This is a genomic window from Galbibacter sp. PAP.153, assembly GCF_037029175.1.
Taxonomy (GTDB): domain Bacteria; phylum Bacteroidota; class Bacteroidia; order Flavobacteriales; family Flavobacteriaceae; genus Galbibacter; species Galbibacter pacificus.
Genome location: NZ_JAZEUN010000010.1, coordinates 123149 through 145954 on the forward strand (window position 1 = coordinate 123149; position 22806 = coordinate 145954).

Here is a 22806-nt window from a genome sequence, read left to right on the forward strand (position 1 = left end):
TAGTTTATGCCAATTAATTTTTATTTAAAACATCAGGGGTATTCAATATTGTCTCAAGCTCAGCTTTTGCTTCAATTACTTCCAACATAGATTCTATGTATTCTTGTTGTGCGGTGTAAAGCTGTGTTTGTGCCTGTCTAAAGTCGAAACTTGTTGAAATCCCTTCTCTATATTTAATTTGATTTTTGTTCTCAATACGCTCTGCCAATTTCAGGTTTTGTTCAGATGTACGGTAGTTTTCAATAGCAAACCTGTAATTACTTTTAGCCCTGTCCAGGTCCAAATTAATTTGTTGTGTTGTCTGAATAAAGTCTGTTTTTGCCTGGTCCAGTGCTATTTTTGCCTGTTGGGTCCGGGCGCTGCGTTGTAAGGAGCTAAAAATAGGGATATTCATACTCACTCCCAATATAGACGATTGAAACCAAGAAGTTTCACTATCAAAAAACACAAATTCGTTATCAAAGGCTGAGGTGCCGTAATTAATAAACCCGTTTATGGTTGGCAGCGCTTTACTTTTTTCCAGTTTTAATTCCAAATCGCGCTGTTTAGTCAAGTTTTGTGCGATTCTATAATCTACGTTATTTTCGAAGTTAAAGGCTGTTTCGGTAAGGGCCAGGCTTACGCTCTCCTCTGTTAAGGTCTGTAAATTATCTTCCAGGTTCACCTCGGCATCAATAGGAACACCCAATGCCAAATTGAGCATTTGAACAGCAATGCCTTCCATTCTTTTGGAATTACTTAACTGATTTTTAATTTGCAGGGTTGTAATCTGTAACTGTTCTACATCTTCTTCTTCGGCAAACCCGTTTTCGTACATGGCCTGGGTTTCTTTTAAATTATCTTCCAGGGCTGCAAGGTTTTTTTCTAAAATTGCAACGCTCTCTTGGGTAAGCAAAACCCCGCCATATGCATTAATTACGCCTTCCCTAACTTCCAGAAGCGTTTTTTCGTTGGTGTTTTCGTTATAATCAACAAACACTTTTGCCGCTTTTAACCCTACTAAATACGATCCGTCAAAAATTAGCTGCGTCAAGGTTCCCGTAAGCGACATTTGTTGCTTGGTTCCAAATTTAACCGGTACAAAGGTGCCGGGCTCGCCACCTGCTATTTCGCCCGGAATTAACGTTACTGGTTGCTTTAACATGTTTTGGTAGTCTACAACACCATCTATTTGTGGCAAACCTGCTGCGGTTGTTTCCCATTTTTTCTTTAAAGATTTTGCTATTTCACGCCTGGAGTTTATAGCGGCATAACTACTATCTAATGCAAAATTGATAGCCTCTTCCATGGAAAAACTATAACTTTTTTCTTGAGAAAATCCAGATATACTTGTTAAAAAAGCAGCGATGATTAATAAGTTCCTCATCGTTTAATCGTTGTTTTGGTTAATAAATTCATTTAAAATTTTAAGTCCGTTTTCTGTGGCAATTGCCCGAATATGATATTCCAGGAACTTTGTTGCCAAATCTGACGGTTTGAAATCTGTAGCAGGGAAAATATCGGGATCTTTAATGTTTAACATTCCGCTAAAATAAATTCTGGCTATAAAATCTATATCAATTCCTTTTCTGAACAATTCGCTGTCAACGCCTTTTTTTATATTCTCCATAACGCATTCGTTCATTACCTCAAACTGTTTCCAGAACAAACGGTTGTATATTTTTGGATAATACTTTTTAAGTTGAAATTGCGGGGAAGATTTTTCGTCCTTAAGGTAATCGCTTACAAATTTTTTAATATGAAAAAGCTCTTCTATAGGATTGTGCGATGCTTCGCAAATAAAATCAATTCCACTGCTAATCGACTCAAAAAGGTAAAAAACAGCCGCTTCCACCAATTCTGTCTTTGTTTTAAAATGCTGATATATCGTTTTTTTAGAAATCCCAAGTTCTGTTGCTATGTCGTCCATTGTGACACTTTTAAAACCTAGGTTCAAAAACATTTCAGTAGCCTTATCTAATATTTTTTCCTTCATAATTGGGGGCAAATATACGCAAGGAAACTTTAAAAACAATAAAAGTTTCCAAAGTATTTACAATTATTTAACATAAAAAACCCGTTGGCAACTTTCTTAAATATGGTATTTTAGCCGAAAATTTAACCCTATGTTATCCATTCATGCTTATAGAGACGCATTTGTTAGTCATTTAGAACAGCATATTGTTACACGGGAGCCTGTTAATCTTTATAACCCAATGAATTATATTTTAGGATTGGGAGGCAAAAGGTTACGCCCTGTTTTAACTTTGATGACTGCCGATATCTTTGGAAACGACTACAAAAAGGCAATGAATGCAGCAATGGCAATAGAGATATTCCATAATTTTTCATTGATCCACGACGATATCATGGACGATGCGCCACTGAGAAGAGGAAAAGAAACCGTGCACGAGAAGTGGGATTTAAACACCGGTATTCTTTCTGGTGATGTTATGCTTATTGTTGCCTATCAGTTTTTTGAACGTTACGACCCTGAAGTTTTTCATAAACTGGCAAAACTATTTAGCAAAACCGCTATTGAAGTATGCGAAGGACAACAATATGATATTGATTTTGAAACCCGTGACGATGTTACCATTGATGAGTACCTAAAAATGATTACCTATAAAACTGCCGTTTTGGTGGGAGCTGCCATGGAAATGGGCGCCATTGTTACGCATGCTGATGAAAATGACGCAAAAGCTATTTACGATTTTGGCATGAATTTAGGGATTGCCTTTCAAATAAAAGATGATTATCTGGATGCCTTTGGAGACCCAAAAAGCTTTGGGAAACAAATAGGCGGGGATATTATTGAAAATAAAAAGACCTTTCTTTACCTTAAGACCATTGAAGAATTAGGCAACGATGAAGCCGAGCAACTCCTTCATTTATATGCTATCGCCCCAGTCGACCCTTCGGCAAAAATTCAAACCGTAAAAGAATTAATGGCGTCCAGCGGGGCTGTTGATGCTACCTTGAAAGCAATAGAAAATTATACAAAAAAAGCACTGGATATCCTGAACGGGCTAAACATTAGCGCCGAAAAGAAGGAAACATTGGTTTCTTTTGCCAATATACTAATGGGAAGGGAAGTATAAAAAACTCATTCTGATACATACGGAACCTGTTTTGCGGTTATTGTTGGACTACGAACTAATTTAGGAACTGTTTTTTCTTCTTTTACAATGGCCACAACCTCAATACCAACATGAATTCCATATAAATTGTCCGGGTTTTTCACCCCGATAAAATAGGCTTTGGATTGTGTGCCCTTTACCCCAACAATTCCCGATTTATAATTTTCTCTCGAACCTTCAATATCAAACCCATAATCTTCGCCTGCCCTAAATTTTGTAGCTTCTGTTTTATTCATTAAATAGATATCGCAAATATTAGCCCCAGGAGGTGCATTTAAATTTGTTACTGCCGTTGACAGTGAATTTTTTTCCGTCTCGATATATTTAGACAGCTCACTGGCTAGGCTAAATGTTTTTGCAGTGGCCTTTATGGCTTCTTCATCTCTATTGGCGGTTAAAACATAAAACCATTCGGCTGTATTTTTAGGCAGGTACACCGGAAAAACAGCTCGGTCTTTCCCGCCCTTTACCAAGGCATTGGATTTACTGTTCAGGTAAAATTTTTCTTTTTGCAGTGTTTTGGTTTCCAGTTTTTCAACAGTTTCCATGATGGTTTTTTCTTCGCCATAAACGGTATCATAAACTGTTCGGTATGCCATTACAGCAGGCTGATTATTATAAGAATTAATATCTACATCCAAATCAAAAGCAACAGGATCTGGAGTGTTGTTTTTAAAAAGCAATCGATACACGCTTTTTTCAAATGAAGTAATGCTGCTTTTAAATTTTCTAAAACGCCTTTCGGTAAAAACAGTATTGTTACTTTGAAGTGCCGTTAATGAAAAATGAGATATTTTTTTGCCGTCGGTCCTTTTTACTTCAAACTGGATAAGGTCGTCCATGTTGGCCGCAACAAAAAATTCTTTTTCTTCATTGGGGCCAAGCATTACCTCTTCATGAATATTGGTTTGGCTATACATTACACCGGTGAAAAACAAAAAGCAGTATGTTATAATGCGCATGGCTTAAGATTTTTGTTAAATGTAAAAATTTTAGCGCAAAAACATACTGCCCCTTTTTAATCTAGTTGAAACCGCACTCCCAAAAACCCTCGTATTCCTTGATTTGGCCCATATACATAAGATGGATCGAAAGTCAGCGCATATGGATTATCGGGCGTTGCCATTACATTTCCCTGAGCATCAAATTGTACGTTTTTATCAAAAGGGTCGTTGGCCCTGGCAATAATAAACGGGTTGCCTTTATTGGGGGTCCAATTCAATAAATTTTTAATGCCGCCATACAATTCAACCTTTTTAAATCCATTAAACGTAAACTGAATGTTTTGAATGCTCCACCAAGGTGAATTTGGCTTACGGGGGTCCAAATCGCCCAAAAGCGGTAAACGCATGGGCCCGTATAGATTTCCCGTATAATCAATATTCAAGTGCCAAGGCATAATTTTGTATGAAACGCCCCAAGTTCCCGAAAATTGCTCGGTTAACATTTGCCGGGTAGTTTCACCATTTTCCGTTTGCGAAACATCCATCAAGGTTGCACCAAGCATCAATTTCAATCCGTTGTAAAAAGCAATATCTGCATTGGCACTTATTCCTTTGCTAACGGCATATCCATCCAAATTATCATAAATAATTTCATTGGGGTCGGTATCATAATCGGGCACAATCATATTGGTAAAATAGGTATACCAAGCAGAAAGATCGAGCCCGATAAAATTATTATTCCCTGTATAGATTTTCTTTAGATAGTTAATGTTAACATTATACGAGCGCTCGGGGTCTAATTCTTCTGCAATAACCACTTCCCTTGCCCCGGTAAGCGCGGCATGGTCTTCGGTAAACAAATTTACCACCCGAAAACCGGTGCCTGCATTGACCCTAAAAATATCGTTTGGCGAAAAGCTCCATTTATAGGCAAGGCGCGGCGTGAAAATATTTCCGTGGCGGTTGTCGTAATCGTAACGCATCCCAAGCAACAAGGTATGTTGTTTATTGAATTTTATTTCGTCCTGGACAAAAACGCCGGGAATGGTTGTTGCGTCGGGAATGTTTTTCAATCCATTTTCTGTCGCCGGGGTATTGTCGTCATAATAATTATACCGCAACGCTGTTCCAAACAGCAAATCGTGATTCCCCCATTTTTTATCCCAAGTAAGTTGCCCAAAAGCAATACGCTGTTGCGCCAAATACGGAACATCGCCGTATACAGAATTCTGGTCATGATCGGTATACGAAAATGTAAACAACATTTTTTCCTTAAAAGGAAGTTGATATTTCCCTAAAAATTCCCAACGGGACGTATAAATGCTTTCGCCATAAACTTCATCCCCGCCCCGATATTTGGGTGCCCATTGCATTTCGCCACCCCAGCGGTCTTCGTAAAAATAACGCGTAGCAAGTGAGAAAAGCCGGTTTTCCTTTCGTTTAAAATCCCATTTTTGAAACAGTGAAATGCGGTCTTGCAAAGTTAGATCGGTAAAATTATCATTGTTATTATCTATGGGGTTGCTATAATTAAAGTAATTCGCACCAAATAAAAAGGAAATCTTTTCTCCCAACAATGCCCTGTAGCCCATGTCCAGATTAAATTCTCCCCAAGTGGTCCCAAAAGCATCGATGGTAAATTTTGGCGCATATGCTGGGGTTTTGGTAATAATATTTATCAATCCGCCCACGGCTTCGCTTCCATACAAAGACGATGCCGGGCCTTTTACCACTTCCATACGTTCTATCAACGAATTTGGAATTCCCGAAAGCCCGTAAACCGTAGACAGGCCGCTTACAATTGGCATCCCATCAATTAAAACCATGGTATAGGGACCTTCAAGACCGTTTATATGGATATCGCCCGTATTGCAAATGTTACAATTTAATTGCGGGCGTACACCATTAACGTTCTGCAAGGCTTCAAAAACATTGGCAGTAGGGTTCTTTTTAAAAAAAGCAGGTTTATAAACTTCTACCGGAACCGGGGTTTCCATCCTGCTTACTGGCTTTAACGTTCCGGTAATTACCACTTCGTCAAGCTTGCTTTCTTCCCTTAAATTAAATTCAACAAAAATAGTATTATCATCAACTCGTATTTTTTTGGTTACTGAAGAAAACCCGGTATAAGAAACCAATAAAGTATAATCACCTTCTTCTAAAAACAATTTAAAATATCCATTTTTATCAGTGGCCATTCCCTTGTTTGCTCCAAATACAGAGACGTTTGCATACGGCAATGCTTCATTTTTATGCATAACACGTCCTTCCACATATTGTCCAAGCACCGAGAAACATATCAGGTAGAAGAGAAAAAACAGCTTTATTTTCATTGTTAGCTTTATTTAAATTTATTTTTAGACAAAACTAAAAATTTGTTTTTACAAATAAAAATGTATTTTTGTATAAATAAAAAACATGACGCTTTCTGAAGAAGATTACATAAAGGCCATTTACCATCTTTCGAAGGATGACCAAAAAGGAGTTTCTACCAATGCAATTGCTATGCAGATGGACACCAAAGCGTCGTCTGTAACCGACATGATTAAGAAACTAGCCGAAAAAGACGTGGTTCATTATAAAAAATACCAAGGTGCCCGGTTGACCGACAAGGGAAAAACATATGCCGCCAAAATTATACGGAAACACCGTTTATGGGAATTTTTTTTAGTGGAGAAACTTAATTTTTCATGGGATGAAGTTCACGACATTGCCGAAGAACTGGAGCACATAAAAAGCGAAAAACTTGTTGAAAAACTAGATGCCTTTCTGGATTACCCGAGAATTGACCCGCATGGCGACCCGATTCCTGACAAGGACGGAAATATTACAAAGGTTGAAAAAGTATTGCTTTCTTCCGCAAAAAAAGGAGACAAGGGCATTGTGGTGGGTGTAAAAGATTCCTCGTCTGACTTTTTAAGGTATTTAGACAAACTCAATATTGCCCTAGGCGAAAAAATTATTATCCTCAACAAAGAGCCTTTCGATAATTCTGTTTTAATCCAACTCAATCATAAGGAAATAAACATCTCGTCTATGACTGCCAACAATATTTTTCTAAAAATCAGCTAATCATGCCTAAACCCGGCCATCATTCATTGGAAGAAGTTCATGAAAGTATAAACACTACTACCAAAAAATCCTTTTGGAAGCGGACTCTCTCTTTCTTTGGCCCTGCCTATTTAATTAGCGTGGGATACATGGACCCTGGAAATTGGGCCACCGATATTGCAGGCGGGAGCCAATTTGGCTATAGCTTACTCTGGGTCCTGTTAATGTCCAATATCATGGCGTTATTGCTTCAAAGTTTAAGTGCACGACTGGGCATAGTAAGGGGCAAGGACCTTGCACAAGCTTCTAAGGAAACCTATTCGCGACCTGTTAATTTTATATTGTACCTATTGGCCGAAGTAGCCATTGCCGCAACAGACCTTGCCGAAGTTTTAGGCATGGCCATTGGTTTACAGCTCCTATTGGACATTCCGTTAATTTGGGGCGTTTGCTTTACGGTTTTGGATACTTTTCTATTGCTTTTTCTTATAAATAAAGGGATACGGAAAATGGAGGCTTTTATTATTGCCCTCATTAGCATTATTGGACTTTCTTTTTTATTTGAAATGTTTTTTGCTAAGCCGGACATGCATGAAGTAGCCAGTGGCCTCATCCCTTCTATTCCCAATAGTGATGCTCTTTATATTGCAATTGGCATCATAGGGGCTACCGTAATGCCGCACAACCTTTATTTGCATTCGTCTTTGGTGCAAACAAGAAAATTCAACAAAAATTTCAAGGGCATAAAGCAGGCGCTTAAATATAATTTTGTCGACTCTGCCATTGCCCTTAACTTGGCTTTTTTTGTAAATGCTGCTATCTTAATTCTGGCCGCTGCCACTTTTTATAAAAATGGTATGTTTGGCATTGCAGAAATACAGGATGCACACCAATTATTATCGCCTTTATTAGGTTCTAAATGGGCATCCATACTTTTTGCATTGGCACTTATTGCTGCCGGACAAAGCTCTACCGTTACCGGAACGCTTGCCGGACAAATTGTAATGGAGGGTTACTTAAACTTAAGAATCGAGCCTTGGGTAAGAAGGGTAATTACACGCATTATTGCAATTATCCCTGCTATTCTCACCATTGTAATTCTAGGTGAAGGAGCCACGGGAAAGCTCCTTGTCCTCAGTCAAGTAGTATTAAGCCTTCAACTTGGATTTGCCATTATTCCATTAATTCATTTTGTGAGCAATAAAAAATTAATGGGCGATTTTTCTATTAAATTCCCATTAAAAATTTGTTCATGGATTATTGCCTTAATTATTGTGTCACTTAATATAAAACTTGTTTTTGAAGAAGTTTCCGGCTGGCTAGCATCGGCCGAACACCCTTTTTATATTTGGGCCGTGGTGCTTCCCCTTGCCATTGCTGCTTTATTATTGTTGGTTTATATAATTTTTAGTCCCAATATTCATAAAAAAACAAGAAAGGAGAAACATGTGCCTCACATAGACAAAGTATTGTTCAACAAGCTACCAAGTACCTTGTCCTACAACAAAATTGCCATCGCCATTGACTTTTCACAGGCGGACAAAGTTGGTATTGACACTGCCTTAAAAATTGGTCAAAAAAACACAAAATATACGCTTATCCACGTGGTTGAGACTGCCGGGGCATTGATTTATGGGCAACAGATTAACGACCATGAAGCCTCTAGCGATAAAAAGTATTTGGAATCGTACCAAAAAATACTAACCGACATGGGCTATAACGTAACTATTAAATTAGGTTTTGGAAGGCCCAAAAAAGTAATTCCGAAGTTTGTAAACGAAGAAACATACGACCTCTTGATTATGGGAGCCCATGGCCATGATTTTTTTAAAGACATCCTCTTCGGTACTACCGTAAATACAGTAAGACACCGCGTAAAAACCCCTGTATTAATTGTAAAACAATAATTTAACTAACCATTATGTTTGAAACGATTATAAATTTTTTTGAAGAAATAGATCCTGTTATCGGTGCGTTGCTGGCCACCACTTTTACATGGCTGATAACGGCTTTGGGGGCATCGTTTGTATTCTTTTTTAAAGAGATGAAACGAAGCGTGCTCGACGGAATGCTTGGCTTTACCGGAGGCGTCATGGTGGCCGCTAGTTTTTGGAGCTTATTGGCCCCCGCTATAGAAATGAGCACAGGCGATGGATTTGCCAAAGTACTTCCATCAGCAATCGGTTTTGGCCTTGGCGCTTTATTCCTTTTTGGTTTGGACAAATTTTTACCGCACCTGCATATTAACTTTAAGCCCAGTGAAAGCGAAGGTGTGCAAACCAACTTGCACCGTACCATTTTACTAGTCCTGGCAATTACCTTGCACAATATTCCTGAAGGATTGGCGGTTGGCGTATTATTTGGCGGAGTAGCGGCCGGGATTCCCGAAGCTTCCATTGCCGGAGCCGTTGTTTTGGCCATAGGGATAGGAATCCAAAATTTCCCCGAGGGAATTGCCGTTTCCATGCCGTTGCGCCGACAAGGGTTAAGCCGAAAAAAAAGTTTTTATTACGGGCAACTTTCTGCCATTGTCGAGCCCATTGCCGGAGTTGTAGGTGCCTTGGCGGTAAGCTTTTTTACACCGGTTTTGCCATATGCACTTGCTTTTGCGGCCGGCGCCATGATTTTTGTAGTGGTCGAAGAAGTTATTCCCGAAACCCAACAAGATAAATATACCGATATTGCCACCCTGGGTTTTATGGGCGGATTTATTGTCATGATGACATTGGATGTGGCTTTGGGGTAAAAAATTTGTTAGCTTAATTCGCTGACGAGGTATGGTCGCTTATAATTAACCACTCATTGTCGAACTTATGCCAAACAAGGGTAAAATAACCGCGAAGGTCGCCAATGCTTCTTTTTAAATGGAAAGAACCTATCATTTGGGCAACGCCTTCTTTTACCTGCTGAAGTTTAATGACTTTAAAGGTTAATTTTCCCATAGCAGTTGTGTCTGGATAACTTTTTAAATAACGCGCTTTGGTAGCCTCCCAACCAAAAACAGCGCCTGAAGAACCTACAAAAGCTAAGTTTTTGGACTTCCAATAGCCTTCCATAAAAGCAGGGATATCGCCACGGTTCCAAGCACCCTCTTGATTGTAAAAGACTTTTAATATCTCCGATTCATTTATGGCAGAAAGTTTTTCCTGAGCAGAAGAAATCCCCAGGTTTACAATTAGAAAAAGCAAGGTTATGCATTTTGTCATTTTATGTTTTTTATGGTAGCTGCCTTAAAAATAATACTTTTTATTACTTGTTCAATATATCCATAATCTCATCTCTTTCCACAGTCTTGTTCTATTTGCCTGTTGCATTAAAAGGAACAGTCCATGGTCTTCTTTTTCTTCATAAGTAAATTCAGGAAATCTTTTTTTTTCATAATGCATTCAAATTTAGGAAAGTTACTTTTATTATATCAATCTACCATATCCAAAGAGCGTTCCATCGTGTACAAAAATGGCCATTCTTGTATTTGCGCTTCTTGATATACAGCCAATAAACGCTGCTTGAATTCGTCTATCAATCCATGCACCAAGGTAAATTTAACAGCCTCGTCAAAAGATTTGGCCATGCTTTTGTAAAATGCATCTTGTTTTACTGCCTTTTCTTTGTTAAATGTTTGGGCTATTTCTAAATTGAACCACATCACATCGGCTATCATTACGGGGTTCACCCCCAAATCCATAAAATGTTTAATATACTTTTGTGCTACAGACCGCCTTGCTTTGGGTCTTTTTCTTTTTATAGGGAAGTATTCATTGGCAATTTTTGCCTTACATTCGTCTATTAATTTATCTTCTTTCGGGTTAAAAACAAAATCGTAGTAAACCTTTACTTCTTTAAACCGATTGTACAATTCTATTATTTGCGTCTCTAATTCCTTTTTCTTTAATGTTTCCAGGTATTTCTTTAGGTCGCGTTTGGACATATCAATGACATTTACAATCGTCGTCGCCACAGGCATTTCCGCCCTTTTTTCCTCCTAAAAAGGACAATGTTTTTGGGAAAACAAATTTTAAAACCAAATAAGCAACTGCCATAAAAACAACCAGATACACCAAGATAGTCTGCAACTCCATTCTTTTGTTATTTAATTAATTGATATGCTATTAAAGCTGTAATATAAGCAAAACACGTCATAAATACCAATTGTCCCATGGGCCATTTCCAGCCGTTGGTCTCCCTTTTTACAATAGCTACCGTACTCATGCACTGCATGGCAAAAGCATAAAATAACAACAAAGAAATTCCTGAAGCCAAGTTAAACAATGGTCCGCCGGTAATCGGATTCCGCTCGTCTGCCATTCTGTTTTTAATGGTTTCTTCTTCGTCACTCCCCACACTATAAATAGTGGCCAGTGTTCCAACAAAAACTTCTCTTGCGGCAAACGAACTTATAAGCGCAATGCCTATTTTCCAATCGTAACCCAAAGGCCTTATGGCAGGTTCAATGGCATGACCTGCAATACCAATATATGAATTTTCAAGCTTGTAAGCTGCTATTTTTGTTGAAAGCTCCTCTTCGGTAAGCTTTTGGCTATCGGGTTGCGAAGTTATTACAGCTTCGGCATTATCGAATTTTTCTGAAGGTCCATTGGATGCCAAAAACCATAAAATGATAGAAATTGCCAAGATGATTTTTCCTGCCCCAAAAACAAAACTTTTGGTTTTTTCTACCACCGTTATCAATACGTTTTTTACCAATGGCAATTTATAATTGGGCATTTCTACTACAAAAAAGGTCCTGCTTTTTACTTTTAAAACTTTATTCAATGCCCAAGCCGAAAATACCGCGGTTAAAAAGCCAAGCAAGTACAAGGCCATAAGTGTAATGCCTTGTAGGTTCATGCCCAGAAAGCGTTTATCTGGAATTACCAAAGCAATAATGATAAGATATACCGGGAGACGTGCCGAGCAGGTAACAAAAGGGGTTACCAAAATGGTGATAAGCCGTTCTTTCCAGCTTTCTATATTTCGGGTGGCCATAACTGCCGGAATTGCACAGGCCGTTCCGGAGATTAAGGGCACAACACTTTTTCCGCTCAAGCCAAAACGCCTCATTATGCGGTCCATTAAAAAAACAACCCGGCTCATGTAGCCCGATTCTTCTAAAATGGAAATGAAAAGGAACAAAAAGGCTATTTGTGGTATAAATATAACAATCCCGCCAAGCCCGGGAATAATCCCTTCTGCTATTAAATCGGTTAGTGCGCCTGCCGGAAGCGTTTCTTTGGCCCATTCGCTAAAAGAAGCAAACAGCCCATCTATAAAATCCATGGGATAGCTGCTCCAATCGTATATGGCTTGAAAAATGGTAAGTAAAATTAAAAAGAAGACAACATAGCCCCATATTTTGTGGGTTAAAATGCGGTCTATGGTAGCACGGAAGCCTTTCGCTGCATTAATGTCCACTTCATAGCCTTCTTTTAAAACGCCATTGATGAACTGATAACGCAGCACGGTTTCTTTATGCTGCATTTTTTTGAGTTCGGACTGGGATTTTGTGGAGAATGCCGATGTATCCTTAATCAAATTACGGTCTAAATTGGCAAAATTGGCATCCTGGGTTATTACCAGCCACAGTTTGTATATATCCTGATTTGGAAAGGCAGCTCTTAATCCGTTAAAATAATCGGTATCTACCAAAGTGGTGTCCACACATGGTGTTGTTGAAAGGTTTTTATAATTGGCAATAAGTTCTTTTAACTGGTTTATTCCCGTTTTTTTACGCGTGCTTACCAACGCAATCTTAGTATGCAAGCGTTCTTCCAGTGTATCTATATCAAGGGATATGCCCTTACGTTCCATGCGGTCGGCCATATTGACAACAAGAATGGCCGGGATTTTTAAATCTTTTATTTGTGTAAAGAGCAGCAAGTTTCTCTTTAGGTTTTCCACATCGGTAATAACCACAGCAACATCTGGAAAATCTTTGTCTTTTTTGTTGAGCAATAATTCAATTACCACATTTTCGTCCAACGAAGTGGCATTTAAGCTATAGGTCCCGGGCAAATCTATAATATGTGCTTTTACGCCTCGCGGAAGTTTGCAAACGCCTTCTTTTTTTTCTACGGTAATGCCGGGATAGTTACCAACTTTTTGGTTGAGCCCGGTCAATTGGTTGAAGATGGATGTTTTTCCGGTATTGGGGTTCCCGATGAGGGCTACATTGATCTGCTTACTCATACGGATTGACTTTCTGGAATTACATCGATTTCTATTTGAAGGGCCGTTTCACGGCGGATTGCCAAAAATGACCCGTTTATGTTTAAATATAAGGGGTCTTTGAACGGTGCAATTTGCAATAATTCTACCTCATTGCCCGGCAGGCATCCCATTTCTAACAGTTTAATAGGAATAATATCTGTGGAAAACTCTTTGATAATGGCCCGCTGGCCCCTCTTTAAATTTGCAATCGTCAACTTCAAAACCTTATTTAGATTGATTTTAAGTAAGCAAAAGTAAGATAAAATTTAGGTTTGAGGAAATAAATTAAATTTAGTTTGCTGGTTTTAAAAGTTAAATGTTTGCCAAGACGTACAAACAGTAGCTGCCAGCCCTGAATCGAACAGATTCCACCGCCCTATTTGCAAAAGCAGGAAAAAGCTGGCGTTTTTCTGATATGCCCTTGTACTACTTGGCATATTCGTTTTTTAAAACCTGAATGTCGTGTAGCAGTTTATCTATTTCTTCTTGTTTTGTACCATCGTAAAACCCGCGGATCTGCTTTTTTTTATCTACCAGGACAAAATTTTCGGTATGTATCATGTCGAAAGGTCCGCCATCGCCAACGGTCTTAACCGCTAGGTAGCTTTTTCGGGCAAGCTCGTAAATTTGTTTCTTATCACCTGTAAGCATATTCCACTTACTGTCTATTACCCCTTTTTCTTTGGCATAGGCCTTAAGGCGCGGCACCGAATCTATTTTTGGCGTTACCGAGTAGGACAAGAGCTTAACATCGGGATCATTTATAATTTTATGCTGAATTTTAACCATGTTGTCGGTCATGATCGGGCAAATTGACAGACATGTGGTAAAAAAGAAATCGGCCACGTAAATTTTGTCTTCATAATCGGCCTCGGTAATGGTGTCTCCATTTTGATTGATTAACTTGAAGGGAGCTATTTTGTGGTATTTCCTTATGTATTGAATACTGGTATCTACCAGTGATGCATTTACCATGGATGGCTCATAAACCGGCAGGCGCTCCTTTGGCTTTAGTGCTTGGTATATTAAACTTACAATGATGGCCGAAAGCACTAGAAGTGTAATGAAGAGATATTTGAACTTGCTAAAAAACTGAAGCATTTATGTTTTTTTCTGAGTTGCAAAAGTACAACAATAGCATTTAAAAAAGGCAATTTTATCATAAAAGCGTCATAAAAATCAACTGCTTATCTATTTTCATTGTGCCAAATAGATTGAAAACATTACTTTTGTGCGATTTCAAATTGAAACCATTTTTATGAGTCCGATTTTAGTTAAGGCATTACAACTTTTTTTAAGTTTATCCATATTAATTATTCTGCATGAATTAGGGCATTTTATCCCTGCAAAATTATTTAAGACCCGCGTTGAGAAATTCTTTTTATTCTTCGATGTAAAGTTTGCTTTGTTTAAAAAGAAAATAGGCGAGACCGTTTATGGTATTGGCTGGCTACCACTGGGGGGCTATGTGAAAATATCTGGGATGATAGACGAAAGCATGGACAAAGAGCAAATGGCACAACCGCCACAGCCTTGGGAGTTTCGCTCTAAACCGGCATGGCAACGGCTTATAATTATGTTGGGGGGCGTAACGGTAAACCTTATTTTAGGATTCTTTATTTATGCCATGGTCTTATACGTATGGGGAAGCAATGAATTTCCACAGGATATTTATCCCAATGGATTTAAGGTAGCCGAACAGTTAAAGCAATACGGTTTTAGGGACGGTGACAAAATTCTAAAGATAGACGGCAAAAAACCTGAAGACATTATGGATGTCGGGAGGATTATTGTAGTACGCGATATCGAAAATGTAGAAGTGGCCCATGCCAATGGCAAGACCGAAATTTTAAGTGTACCGGACAGTCTGGGCACCTATTTGTACAAGGAAGGGGCTATAAGACCTTTTACCCCGAGAATAGCACCGGTTCTGGACAGCATTGTACCAGATAGCCCCGCAGCCAAGGCAGGGCTAGAAGCAAACGACGAAATTGTTTCAGTGAACGGAACTGCCATTACTTTTTGGGACGAGTTTACAGACGTTGTAAAGCAAAATGAAAACACACCGATTCATCTGGTAATAAAGAAGAACAAAATAACAGATACTATTTCGGTTACCCCCGGCGAAAATAAAACAATAGGCGTTTACCCAAAGGCCTCTTTTACCATTAAAGACATTACCAAGAAAAAATATTCTTTCACAGAAGCAATTCCGGCAGGTATCAAATACGGGTATTGGACCTTAAGGGACTATATAAGTTCCATGAAATTTATATTTACCAAAAAAGGAGCTACCGAAGTAGGTGGTTTTGGCACCATTGCCAAACTATTTCCCGACACATGGAATTGGCAAGGGTTTTGGCTTTCAACGGCCTTTATTTCTATTATTTTGGCATTTATGAACATCTTACCCATTCCGGCCCTGGACGGGGGCCATGTGATGTTCTTGTTATATGAAATGATCACCGGCAGAAAACCAAGTGAAAAATTCTTGGAATATGCACAAATGGTTGGGTTCTTTTTATTAATTGCCTTACTTTTGTACGCCAACGGAAACGATATATACAAGGCGATTTTTAAATAAAATAAAAAAAGATATTTTTTGTTTGCCTTACCGAAAAAAACATATATATTTGCATCCGCAAAAAAGGAATAAAATCTTTCTCAACAGCCCGATTAAAGCTCGTTGAGCAAATTAAAATAAAATTCCTCCTTAGCTCAGTTGGTTAGAGCATCTGACTGTTAATCAGAGGGTCCTTGGTTCGAGCCCAAGAGGGGGAGCAAAATTAGAAATCCAGTCTACAAAATAGACTGGATTTTTTGGTTTATAAGTATATACAATGCATGTTTAGCTACAATTACTGCATTATACGTATTTCCATTGAAAAGTCAACTTGTCAAGTTTTTGAGAGAAATTAGGTTCCTAATTAGGTTCCCATAAAAAAATATTGGGTTCCCATTTTCAAAACTGAATTGTATGCCAATTGTTCAACTTAAAACCAATTGGTTATGCATCAAGAAAAATTATCAATCCTTTATGTAGTTAGTAAAACTAAAACAAACAAGAGAGGTGTCTGCCCTATCATTTGCAGAATTACCTTTAAAAAGAAAAGAAAGCCATTTAATACTGGATTATTTGTTAATCCTGATGATTGGAATTCCAAAAAGCAGCTAGCTGAATCTAATGGCAAGAATAATGCAATACTTAATGCTGAACTTTCACTAATTAAAACCAAAATAGAAAAGTCATATCTCAAACTTCAACTTGAAGAAAACGATTTTATAGTAGATGACATACTTCAAAAGTATCTAAACAAGAAAATCAAAAAAGAAGATGGTGTTGTTAGTTATTTCAAAAAGTATCTAGACAAACAAGAGAAACTTATAGGAAAGGATATTCAAAAAGCTACATGGAATAAGTTTAACTATGTATGTAATCATGTAGTTTCATTTATCTACAGCAAATATAGGAAGAAAGATTATCCACTTGAAAAACTTAATCAGCAATTTCTTAATGATTTTGAGTACTATTTAAAAACGGCAAAAAGCCAAAAACAAGTTACCATCAATAAATCCATACAACGCTTTAGAAAGCCTATTAAAATAGCTTTATCCGAAGGATATCTTGATAAAGACCCATTCATGTTACACAAACCAAAGAGAGTAATTAAAAGCGTGGTTTTCTTAAGCCAGAAGGAATTAGAAAAAATAGAAAACCATAGCTTCCATCAAAGTAGATTAGAGCTTGTACGAGATTTATTCATCTTCTGTTGCTATACAGGATTGGCATACAATGAAATGAATAATCTAAAAAAACACCATTTAATTGATGGCTTTGATGGTAATAAATGGATTCAGATGAAAAGGCAGAAAACAGGCAAGGATATTTCTGTGCCATTACTCCCTAAAGCATTTGAAATCCTTTTAAAGTATAATTCTGAATCTGAATCCAATACCTCAGTTATAAATTAAAAAAGAAACTTAATAATCAAATAAGCACAATTATAGAATACTTATCCCAAATTCATGTCTTATCAAACTATGGGATTGACGATAGAATAAAAATAAATGCCAATAAGAATGACTTACTACTTTTATTCTTACTACTTAGAGAGCATAAATTTATAGATTGTCCCTACGATTCAGAGCTAGGCTTCTTAATAGAAAAATCATTCATGTACTATGATGAAAAAAAGGGAGAGTACAAGCATATACAAAAGGCAGGAAAAGAACTTAACAATATAAAGAACAACAACAAGCCAGTAGAGAAATCATTTAATAGATTAAAAAAAATGCTTTCTTCTATAGTTGAATCCCATGATATAGGTTCAGATTAATAACATTTAATAGCAACTTTATATACATAGATCTAAAATTTGAATTATTTATTATTTAGGGCGAATTTATTAGACTTCAAGAGAGCCTTTTAACAAAAGACAAAGTGGTGTCTACAAAATCATGTTCTAATTAAATTGAAGATGATTTTACCTCCTATGAATAAAGGTTTTTGATGGGGGACACTAATTTATCCCCTACGCACATTTAACCTTCGACATACATTTGTCCCAGAGTTTGGATCCAACTCTTTTAAAAAAAATTAATTTAAAAGTTTTTTAAAATGGAAAAAGTATCCGTTTCTCTTGAAGACAATATCTTCTGGGACTTAAAAAAAGAAAAAGTAGCTATAAATAGCTCAAAATTAGTTGACTTCTTGTCAGCAAATGGATTTGCAAAGGCAATGACATCAAAAACAGATTATCTCTTTGTGAGGATTCAAGATAATTTGATGACTGAGGTAAAGGAATTTAATATTTCAAACTTCATTCAAAAATTTCTTAAGGATAATCAACTTTCAGAAGTTTATGAGGTTTTTGTAAAGGGCATATCCTCTTATATAACTAAATCAAGATTAGAGTTATTGAAAACAATACCTTATGAAAATGACAGAGATAATGAGAACTCTACGGCATTTTACTTTAAAAACTGCTTTACAAAAGTATACAAGTCTGGTATAAAGAAATATACCTACGAGGAGCTGGATAAAAAAGTATGGGAAAGCAGAATTATACAAAGAAGCTTTAATTTCTCCACCGAAGGAGAAATAGGCGACTTTGAGAAATTTATACATAAGATATGTAAAAACGGAAAAGATAGAATTCTAAGCTTTAAAAGTATTATAGGCTACCTACTTCATAGGCATCAGAATCTTTCTTGTGCAAAAGCAATCATCTTTATGGATGAAAACATTTCCGGGGACAGTACTGCTAATGGAGGAACTGGAAAAGGAATTATTGGTCAAGCACTTTCCCATTGTAGAGAAGTCGAAACAATGGATGGTAAAAATATCAAAACCAAAAGTTGGTTTAAATATCAGAGGGTTACTAGAACAACTGATATTATCTTTTTTGATGATGTTGGCCAAGATTTCAATTTAGAAGAACTTTATTCTATTATAACAAATGGAATGCAAATTGAAAAAAAACATAAAGATGAGATTTTTATACCTCCTCACGAAACTCCAAAAATTTTAATAGCATCTAATTACACAGTAAGAGGTACAGGAGGCTCTACTGATATAAGGAGACGATTTGAATTTGAAGTTGCCAACTATTATAGTGATAAATTAACCCCCATGGATGAATTTGGCAGACTATTTTTCGAACAATGGGATGAAGATGAATGGAATAAGTTCTATTATTTTATGATGGAGTGTTCTCAAGTTTTTCTTGATAAAGGACTTATTCCTGTAAAAAGCATAAATCTTGAAAAAAACAAACTAATTAATGAGACTTCTAAAGAATTCTATGAATTTATGAAGGTGAATCTTGTACCGAATAGGATGTATAATAAAAGGGACTTTCAAGCTGATTTTATTAAGGAATATCCCGCATATCAAGATATAAGCGCTCATGCATTTTCAAAGTTCCTATCAACGTGGGCAGAGCATAATAATCTAGATTTTAAAACAAAATCATCGGGAGGCAATTACCTTTTTATTATGAATAATAAAAATGATTAGATATGGAAAGGTTAATAGTTTATAAGGTAACCCATAAAGAATCAGGAAGAACCTATATTGGCGCAACATCTAAATCTATCGATGATAGAAAGAAAGACCATGAGCAAAAAGCATCCAAAGAAATAGGGAGTAAATTTCAAGAAGCTATCGGGACATATAGTCCCGAAGCTTTCACATGGGAACAAATAGATACAGCTAACAACCCTAATGAATTAGCTGAAAAAGAAAAACAGTATATTCTAAAATATAGTTCAAAAGGAGAAGGTTATAATTCTGATATTGGAGGGGGCATAAAAAAATCTGTTTATCAATATGATATAGAAGGCAACTTCATAGCAGAATACGATTGTTTAGAAAATGCATCTAGTGCAGTAAATGCATATAAAACCTGTGTCGGGAATGCTTGCGTTGGGCAAAATAAGACCTGTAAAGGCTATTATTGGAGCTATATTTTATTCGATAAATATCCAATAAATATGGATGCCAGAAAGAAAAAGGTGCTTCAGTTGGAATTAGATGGTGAAATAGTTGGAGAATATAACTCTGTTTCAGAAGCAAATGAAGTTACAGGAATATCGAAAACATGTATTTCAAGAGTTTGCAGAGGAGAAAGAGAGCAAACAGGTGGATATATATTTAAATACGTCTAAAATTAAGGGGCAGCAGTAATGTTGCTCCTTTTCTACTTTGGTTATACCATAAGCCTGATTTTATGCTTTTACAACAGGATATTGAATGTTTACAACAAAAACCCTATTCCTTATAGAAAAATTATATATATTAGAGAATCATAACCACATATGAGATTTCTCCTAAGTTATATGTTTTAGGAATAAATACATTTATAACCTCGCATAATTGTTGGTATAACAACATAAAAAGAATGCATATAATAAGTTGTGCCACATGAGAAAAACTGAAAAAACGAAATAATGCCAATTAATAAATACCTAAAAGTAAAGGACATTAATCTTGACCTCAAGAATTACAGAACAATTCCTCAGAAGACAGAAGCAGATGCTATTAATGCCATGATTGCGATTAAGCCAGAAAGATTTTACGCTGTTGTGGAAAGCTTAATTGATGCCAGTTATCTTCCTACTGAAAATCTAATTATCCTTGACGATAATGGTTACACTGTAAAGGAAGGTAACAGAAGAACAGCTGCCTTAAAGCTAATACATGGTTTGCATCCTATAGACGATTTTACAATCCCTGATTCACTCAAAGCCCAAATCAGATCCTTAGATAAATCTTGGAAAGAGGAAAATAAACAGGTTCCTTGCAGTATTTACACATCAGCCGAAAAAAATAAGGTCGATAAAATTGTGAATTTGACCCATGCAAAAGGGGAGAAGGCCAGTAGAGACCCATGGACATCTGTAGCAAAAGCAAGACAAAATAGAAATGAAAAAAAAGCATCAGAACCTGCATTAGACTTGCTTGAAAAGTATATTGAACAAGGTAAGAATTTAACTGGTCAACAAAAAGAAAGATGGAGTGGGGATTATCCACTTACTGTACTAGATGAAGCATTAAGAACTATCATATCAAGATTAGGCTTTGCTACGCTGACCGATTTAGCCAAAGTTTACCCTAAAATCAAAAATCGAAGTGATTTAGAAGATATGCTTAGAGATATTGGACTAAAAGTTTTTGGATTCAAAGAAATACGCTCTAAAGCTTCCGATTTCGCAAGTCGTTATAACATCCCTAATCCAACACTGCCACCAACATCATCTAATCAAGGTGGCAACAATTCTCAAAACACTAATTCAACTTCTTCTCAATCAAGTAGAAGTAGTAATAAAGGACAATCACAGGCCAACTCTACAAATAACTCTTCCTCTAGTAATCCACAATCTACGGGGCAATCGGCAAGTACTCAAAATACAAAGCCAAAAGCCTATGCTATACACGATCAACGGACAGTAACTCAAACTCTGAAAAAATTCAACCCAAAAGGAAGTGACAGAGCAAAATTAGTAACGCTTAGAGACGAGCTAAAAAAGTTAAAAGTAAAAACTAACCCTATTGCATTTTGCTTCATATTGAGAAGTATGTTTGAGATATCTGCGAATATTTACTCAAATGAAAATAATATCCCAAAAGATAAGACGAGAAATGGAAAGAAAATCCCAAATACCTTAAAACAACAATTAAACGCCGTAACCCGTCACCTAACTTCAAACAATAAGAATTCAGGGATGGTTAAAACATTACATGGTGCAAATTCTGAGTTATCTAAAAGTACAGGGTTGCTCTCGGTAACCTCAATGAATCAGCTAGTGCATAATCCATCATTTGCCGTAGCATCTCACGACATCTTTGTCTTATTTAATAATGTCTATCCGCTTTTAGAAGCAATGAACTAATAATATGAATCGAACACCTTTAAGATATCCAGGCGGAAAACAGAAACTAACGCCATTTATAATTGAAATACTCGAATCTAATGATATTAATGGTCATTATATAGAGCCTTATGCAGGTGGTGCAGGCGTTGCTCTTGAATTATTGCTAAATCGAAAAGTAGAATATATCCACCTTAACGATTCTGATATAAGGCTCTACTCATTTTGGAAGAGTATCAAAAATGAAAATGAAAAATTTTGTAGTAAAATTTTATCTGCTTCGCTTACAATCGAAGAATGGAAGAAGCATAGAGAAGTTTTAAGACACCCTGAAAAGCACAGTTTATTTGAAATTGGATTTTCGACATTTTATATGAATCGTTGCAATCGCTCAGGAGTTCTAAATGCTGGTGTAATTGGCGGCCTCAACCAAGATGGCAATTATAAAATGGATGCTCGTTTTTCCAGAAACGATTTAATTCAGCGAATAGAGTTAATTGGGTTGTATTCGGATTCAATATTTGTGTCCAATTTAGATGCTGAAAAGTATATAGATAATTACATTCCCAATTTAGAAGACAATAGCCTAATATATCTTGACCCACCTTACTTTAATAAAGCTAAAGATCTTTATCTAAATTCATATAAGCCAGATGACCATAAGCGCTTATCCCATGCCGTCCAGAAAGTAACAAAGCCATGGGTATTATCTTATGATAATGTACCCGAAATAATTCAACTCTATTCATCTAGAAATTATTTCACTTACGATTTGCAATATTCCGCAGCTAGAAATTATAAGGGAAAAGAAGTTTTCGTTTTTAACGACTCGTTAAAGCTGCCTAACTCATGTGGACTTAAATTCATTGATAAAGAGTTAAATGAAATGATACTAAAATAAGTTACATGGCACTATAACGTGTCCTATGAAATGCACTAGCCCATCTCACTGTAAAACAATAAAAAAAATTAAATAGGCATATAATTCGGTAACAAAAGTTGACAAGTTAACTACATAGCTGGAAAATACAGTATGTCCCAACCATGGTTCGAGCCCAAGAGGGGGAGCAAAATTAGAAATCCAGTCTACAAAATAGACTGGATTTTTTGAT

21 protein-coding genes and 1 tRNA gene are annotated in these 22806 nt (G+C 36.8%); 12 read left to right on the top strand and 10 right to left on the bottom strand.

What is annotated here, in order from left to right; all coding sequences use genetic code 11:
- Positions 1-13: 13 nt before the first annotated feature.
- Both UXI14_RS08405 and UXI14_RS08410 read right to left on the bottom strand, forming a co-directional pair.
- Positions 14-1366 carry a TolC family protein gene (locus UXI14_RS08405; RefSeq protein ID WP_335965748.1) on the bottom strand — a complete coding sequence of 451 codons (1353 nt, stop codon included), beginning with the start codon at positions 1364-1366 and terminating at the stop codon, positions 14-16.
- A gap of 3 nt (positions 1367-1369) precedes the next feature.
- Positions 1370-1975 carry a TetR/AcrR family transcriptional regulator gene (locus tag UXI14_RS08410; RefSeq protein ID WP_335965749.1) on the bottom strand — a complete coding sequence of 202 codons (606 nt, stop codon included), beginning with the start codon at positions 1973-1975 and terminating at the stop codon, positions 1370-1372.
- A 130-nt stretch (positions 1976-2105) separates the two neighbouring features.
- On the opposite strand from UXI14_RS08410, the gene UXI14_RS08415 reads away from it, so the two are divergent.
- Positions 2106-3080, top strand: coding sequence for a polyprenyl synthetase family protein (locus tag UXI14_RS08415; RefSeq protein ID WP_335965750.1), 975 nt, complete (start codon positions 2106-2108; stop codon positions 3078-3080).
- Between the two features lie 5 nt (positions 3081-3085).
- Here UXI14_RS08415 and UXI14_RS08420 read toward each other — a convergent pair whose 3' ends face one another.
- Positions 3086-4081 (bottom strand): hypothetical protein, encoded by a 996-nt coding sequence (locus UXI14_RS08420; RefSeq protein WP_335965751.1) that lies wholly within the window; start codon positions 4079-4081, stop codon positions 3086-3088.
- Positions 4082-4137: 56 nt separating this feature from the next.
- Positions 4138-6396 carry a TonB-dependent receptor gene (locus tag UXI14_RS08425; protein ID WP_335965752.1) on the bottom strand — a complete coding sequence of 753 codons (2259 nt, stop codon included), beginning with the start codon at positions 6394-6396 and terminating at the stop codon, positions 4138-4140.
- A gap of 85 nt (positions 6397-6481) precedes the next feature.
- Between UXI14_RS08425 and UXI14_RS08430 the strand changes: the two genes are divergently transcribed.
- From UXI14_RS08430 to UXI14_RS08440, 3 genes are read left to right on the top strand one after another with little or no spacing between them, the layout of a single operon-like run.
- Complete coding sequence (locus UXI14_RS08430; protein ID WP_277899933.1) at positions 6482-7135, top strand: metal-dependent transcriptional regulator; 654 nt, start codon at positions 6482-6484, stop codon at positions 7133-7135.
- 2 nt (positions 7136-7137) lie between these two features.
- Positions 7138-9021, top strand: a complete 1884-nt coding sequence (locus UXI14_RS08435) for an Nramp family divalent metal transporter (protein WP_335965753.1) — start codon at positions 7138-7140, stop codon at positions 9019-9021.
- A gap of 14 nt (positions 9022-9035) precedes the next feature.
- On the top strand, positions 9036-9860 hold the full coding sequence (locus UXI14_RS08440; RefSeq protein WP_277899935.1) for a ZIP family metal transporter: 825 nt from the start codon (positions 9036-9038) through the stop codon (positions 9858-9860).
- Between the two features lie 13 nt (positions 9861-9873).
- Here the strand turns inward: UXI14_RS08440 and UXI14_RS08445 are convergent, their stop codons facing one another.
- The 6 genes from UXI14_RS08445 to UXI14_RS08470 form a co-directional block, all read right to left on the bottom strand.
- Positions 9874-10320, bottom strand: coding sequence for a nuclear transport factor 2 family protein (locus tag UXI14_RS08445; RefSeq protein ID WP_335965754.1), 447 nt, complete (start codon positions 10318-10320; stop codon positions 9874-9876).
- A 209-nt stretch (positions 10321-10529) separates the two neighbouring features.
- Positions 10530-11042: a DUF6155 family protein gene (locus UXI14_RS08450; RefSeq protein ID WP_277900215.1), complete on the bottom strand. Its 513-nt coding sequence runs from the start codon at positions 11040-11042 to the stop codon at positions 10530-10532.
- 1 nt (position 11043) lies between these two features.
- Positions 11044-11193 carry a FeoB-associated Cys-rich membrane protein gene (locus tag UXI14_RS08455; RefSeq protein ID WP_277899938.1) on the bottom strand — a complete coding sequence of 50 codons (150 nt, stop codon included), beginning with the start codon at positions 11191-11193 and terminating at the stop codon, positions 11044-11046.
- Between the two features lie 7 nt (positions 11194-11200).
- Positions 11201-13300 carry a ferrous iron transport protein B gene (gene feoB / locus UXI14_RS08460; RefSeq protein ID WP_277899939.1) on the bottom strand — a complete coding sequence of 700 codons (2100 nt, stop codon included), beginning with the start codon at positions 13298-13300 and terminating at the stop codon, positions 11201-11203.
- Positions 13297-13542, bottom strand: a complete 246-nt coding sequence (locus tag UXI14_RS08465; RefSeq protein WP_277899940.1) for a FeoA family protein — start codon at positions 13540-13542, stop codon at positions 13297-13299. Before UXI14_RS08465 ends, feoB begins: the two co-directional genes overlap by 4 nt.
- Before the next feature lie 205 nt (positions 13543-13747).
- Positions 13748-14422, bottom strand: coding sequence for an SCO family protein (locus UXI14_RS08470; RefSeq protein WP_277899941.1), 675 nt, complete (start codon positions 14420-14422; stop codon positions 13748-13750).
- A 157-nt stretch (positions 14423-14579) separates the two neighbouring features.
- Between UXI14_RS08470 and rseP the strand changes: the two genes are divergently transcribed.
- The 8 genes from rseP (at position 14580) to UXI14_RS08510 (ending at position 22595) form a co-directional block, all read left to right on the top strand.
- Positions 14580-15905, top strand: coding sequence for an RIP metalloprotease RseP (rseP, locus tag UXI14_RS08475; protein WP_335965755.1), 1326 nt, complete (start codon positions 14580-14582; stop codon positions 15903-15905).
- Positions 15906-16028: 123 nt separating this feature from the next.
- Positions 16029-16102, top strand: a tRNA-Asn gene (locus UXI14_RS08480).
- Between the two features lie 228 nt (positions 16103-16330).
- On the top strand, positions 16331-17293 hold the full coding sequence (locus UXI14_RS08485) for a site-specific integrase (RefSeq protein WP_335965756.1): 963 nt from the start codon (positions 16331-16333) through the stop codon (positions 17291-17293).
- Between the two features lie 203 nt (positions 17294-17496).
- On the top strand, positions 17497-17658 hold the full coding sequence (locus UXI14_RS08490) for a hypothetical protein (protein WP_335965757.1): 162 nt from the start codon (positions 17497-17499) through the stop codon (positions 17656-17658).
- A 281-nt stretch (positions 17659-17939) separates the two neighbouring features.
- Positions 17940-19340 carry a primase-helicase family protein gene (locus UXI14_RS08495; RefSeq protein WP_335965758.1) on the top strand — a complete coding sequence of 467 codons (1401 nt, stop codon included), beginning with the start codon at positions 17940-17942 and terminating at the stop codon, positions 19338-19340.
- Positions 19341-19342: 2 nt separating this feature from the next.
- Entirely contained in the window at positions 19343-19990 is a 648-nt protein-coding gene (locus UXI14_RS08500; protein WP_335965759.1) for an NUMOD1 domain-containing DNA-binding protein, read from the top strand.
- A gap of 282 nt (positions 19991-20272) precedes the next feature.
- Complete coding sequence (locus tag UXI14_RS08505; protein ID WP_335965760.1) at positions 20273-21715, top strand: hypothetical protein; 1443 nt, start codon at positions 20273-20275, stop codon at positions 21713-21715.
- 4 nt (positions 21716-21719) lie between these two features.
- Positions 21720-22595 (top strand): DNA adenine methylase, encoded by an 876-nt coding sequence (locus UXI14_RS08510; RefSeq protein ID WP_335965761.1) that lies wholly within the window; start codon positions 21720-21722, stop codon positions 22593-22595.
- Positions 22596-22806: the final 211 nt, after the last annotated feature.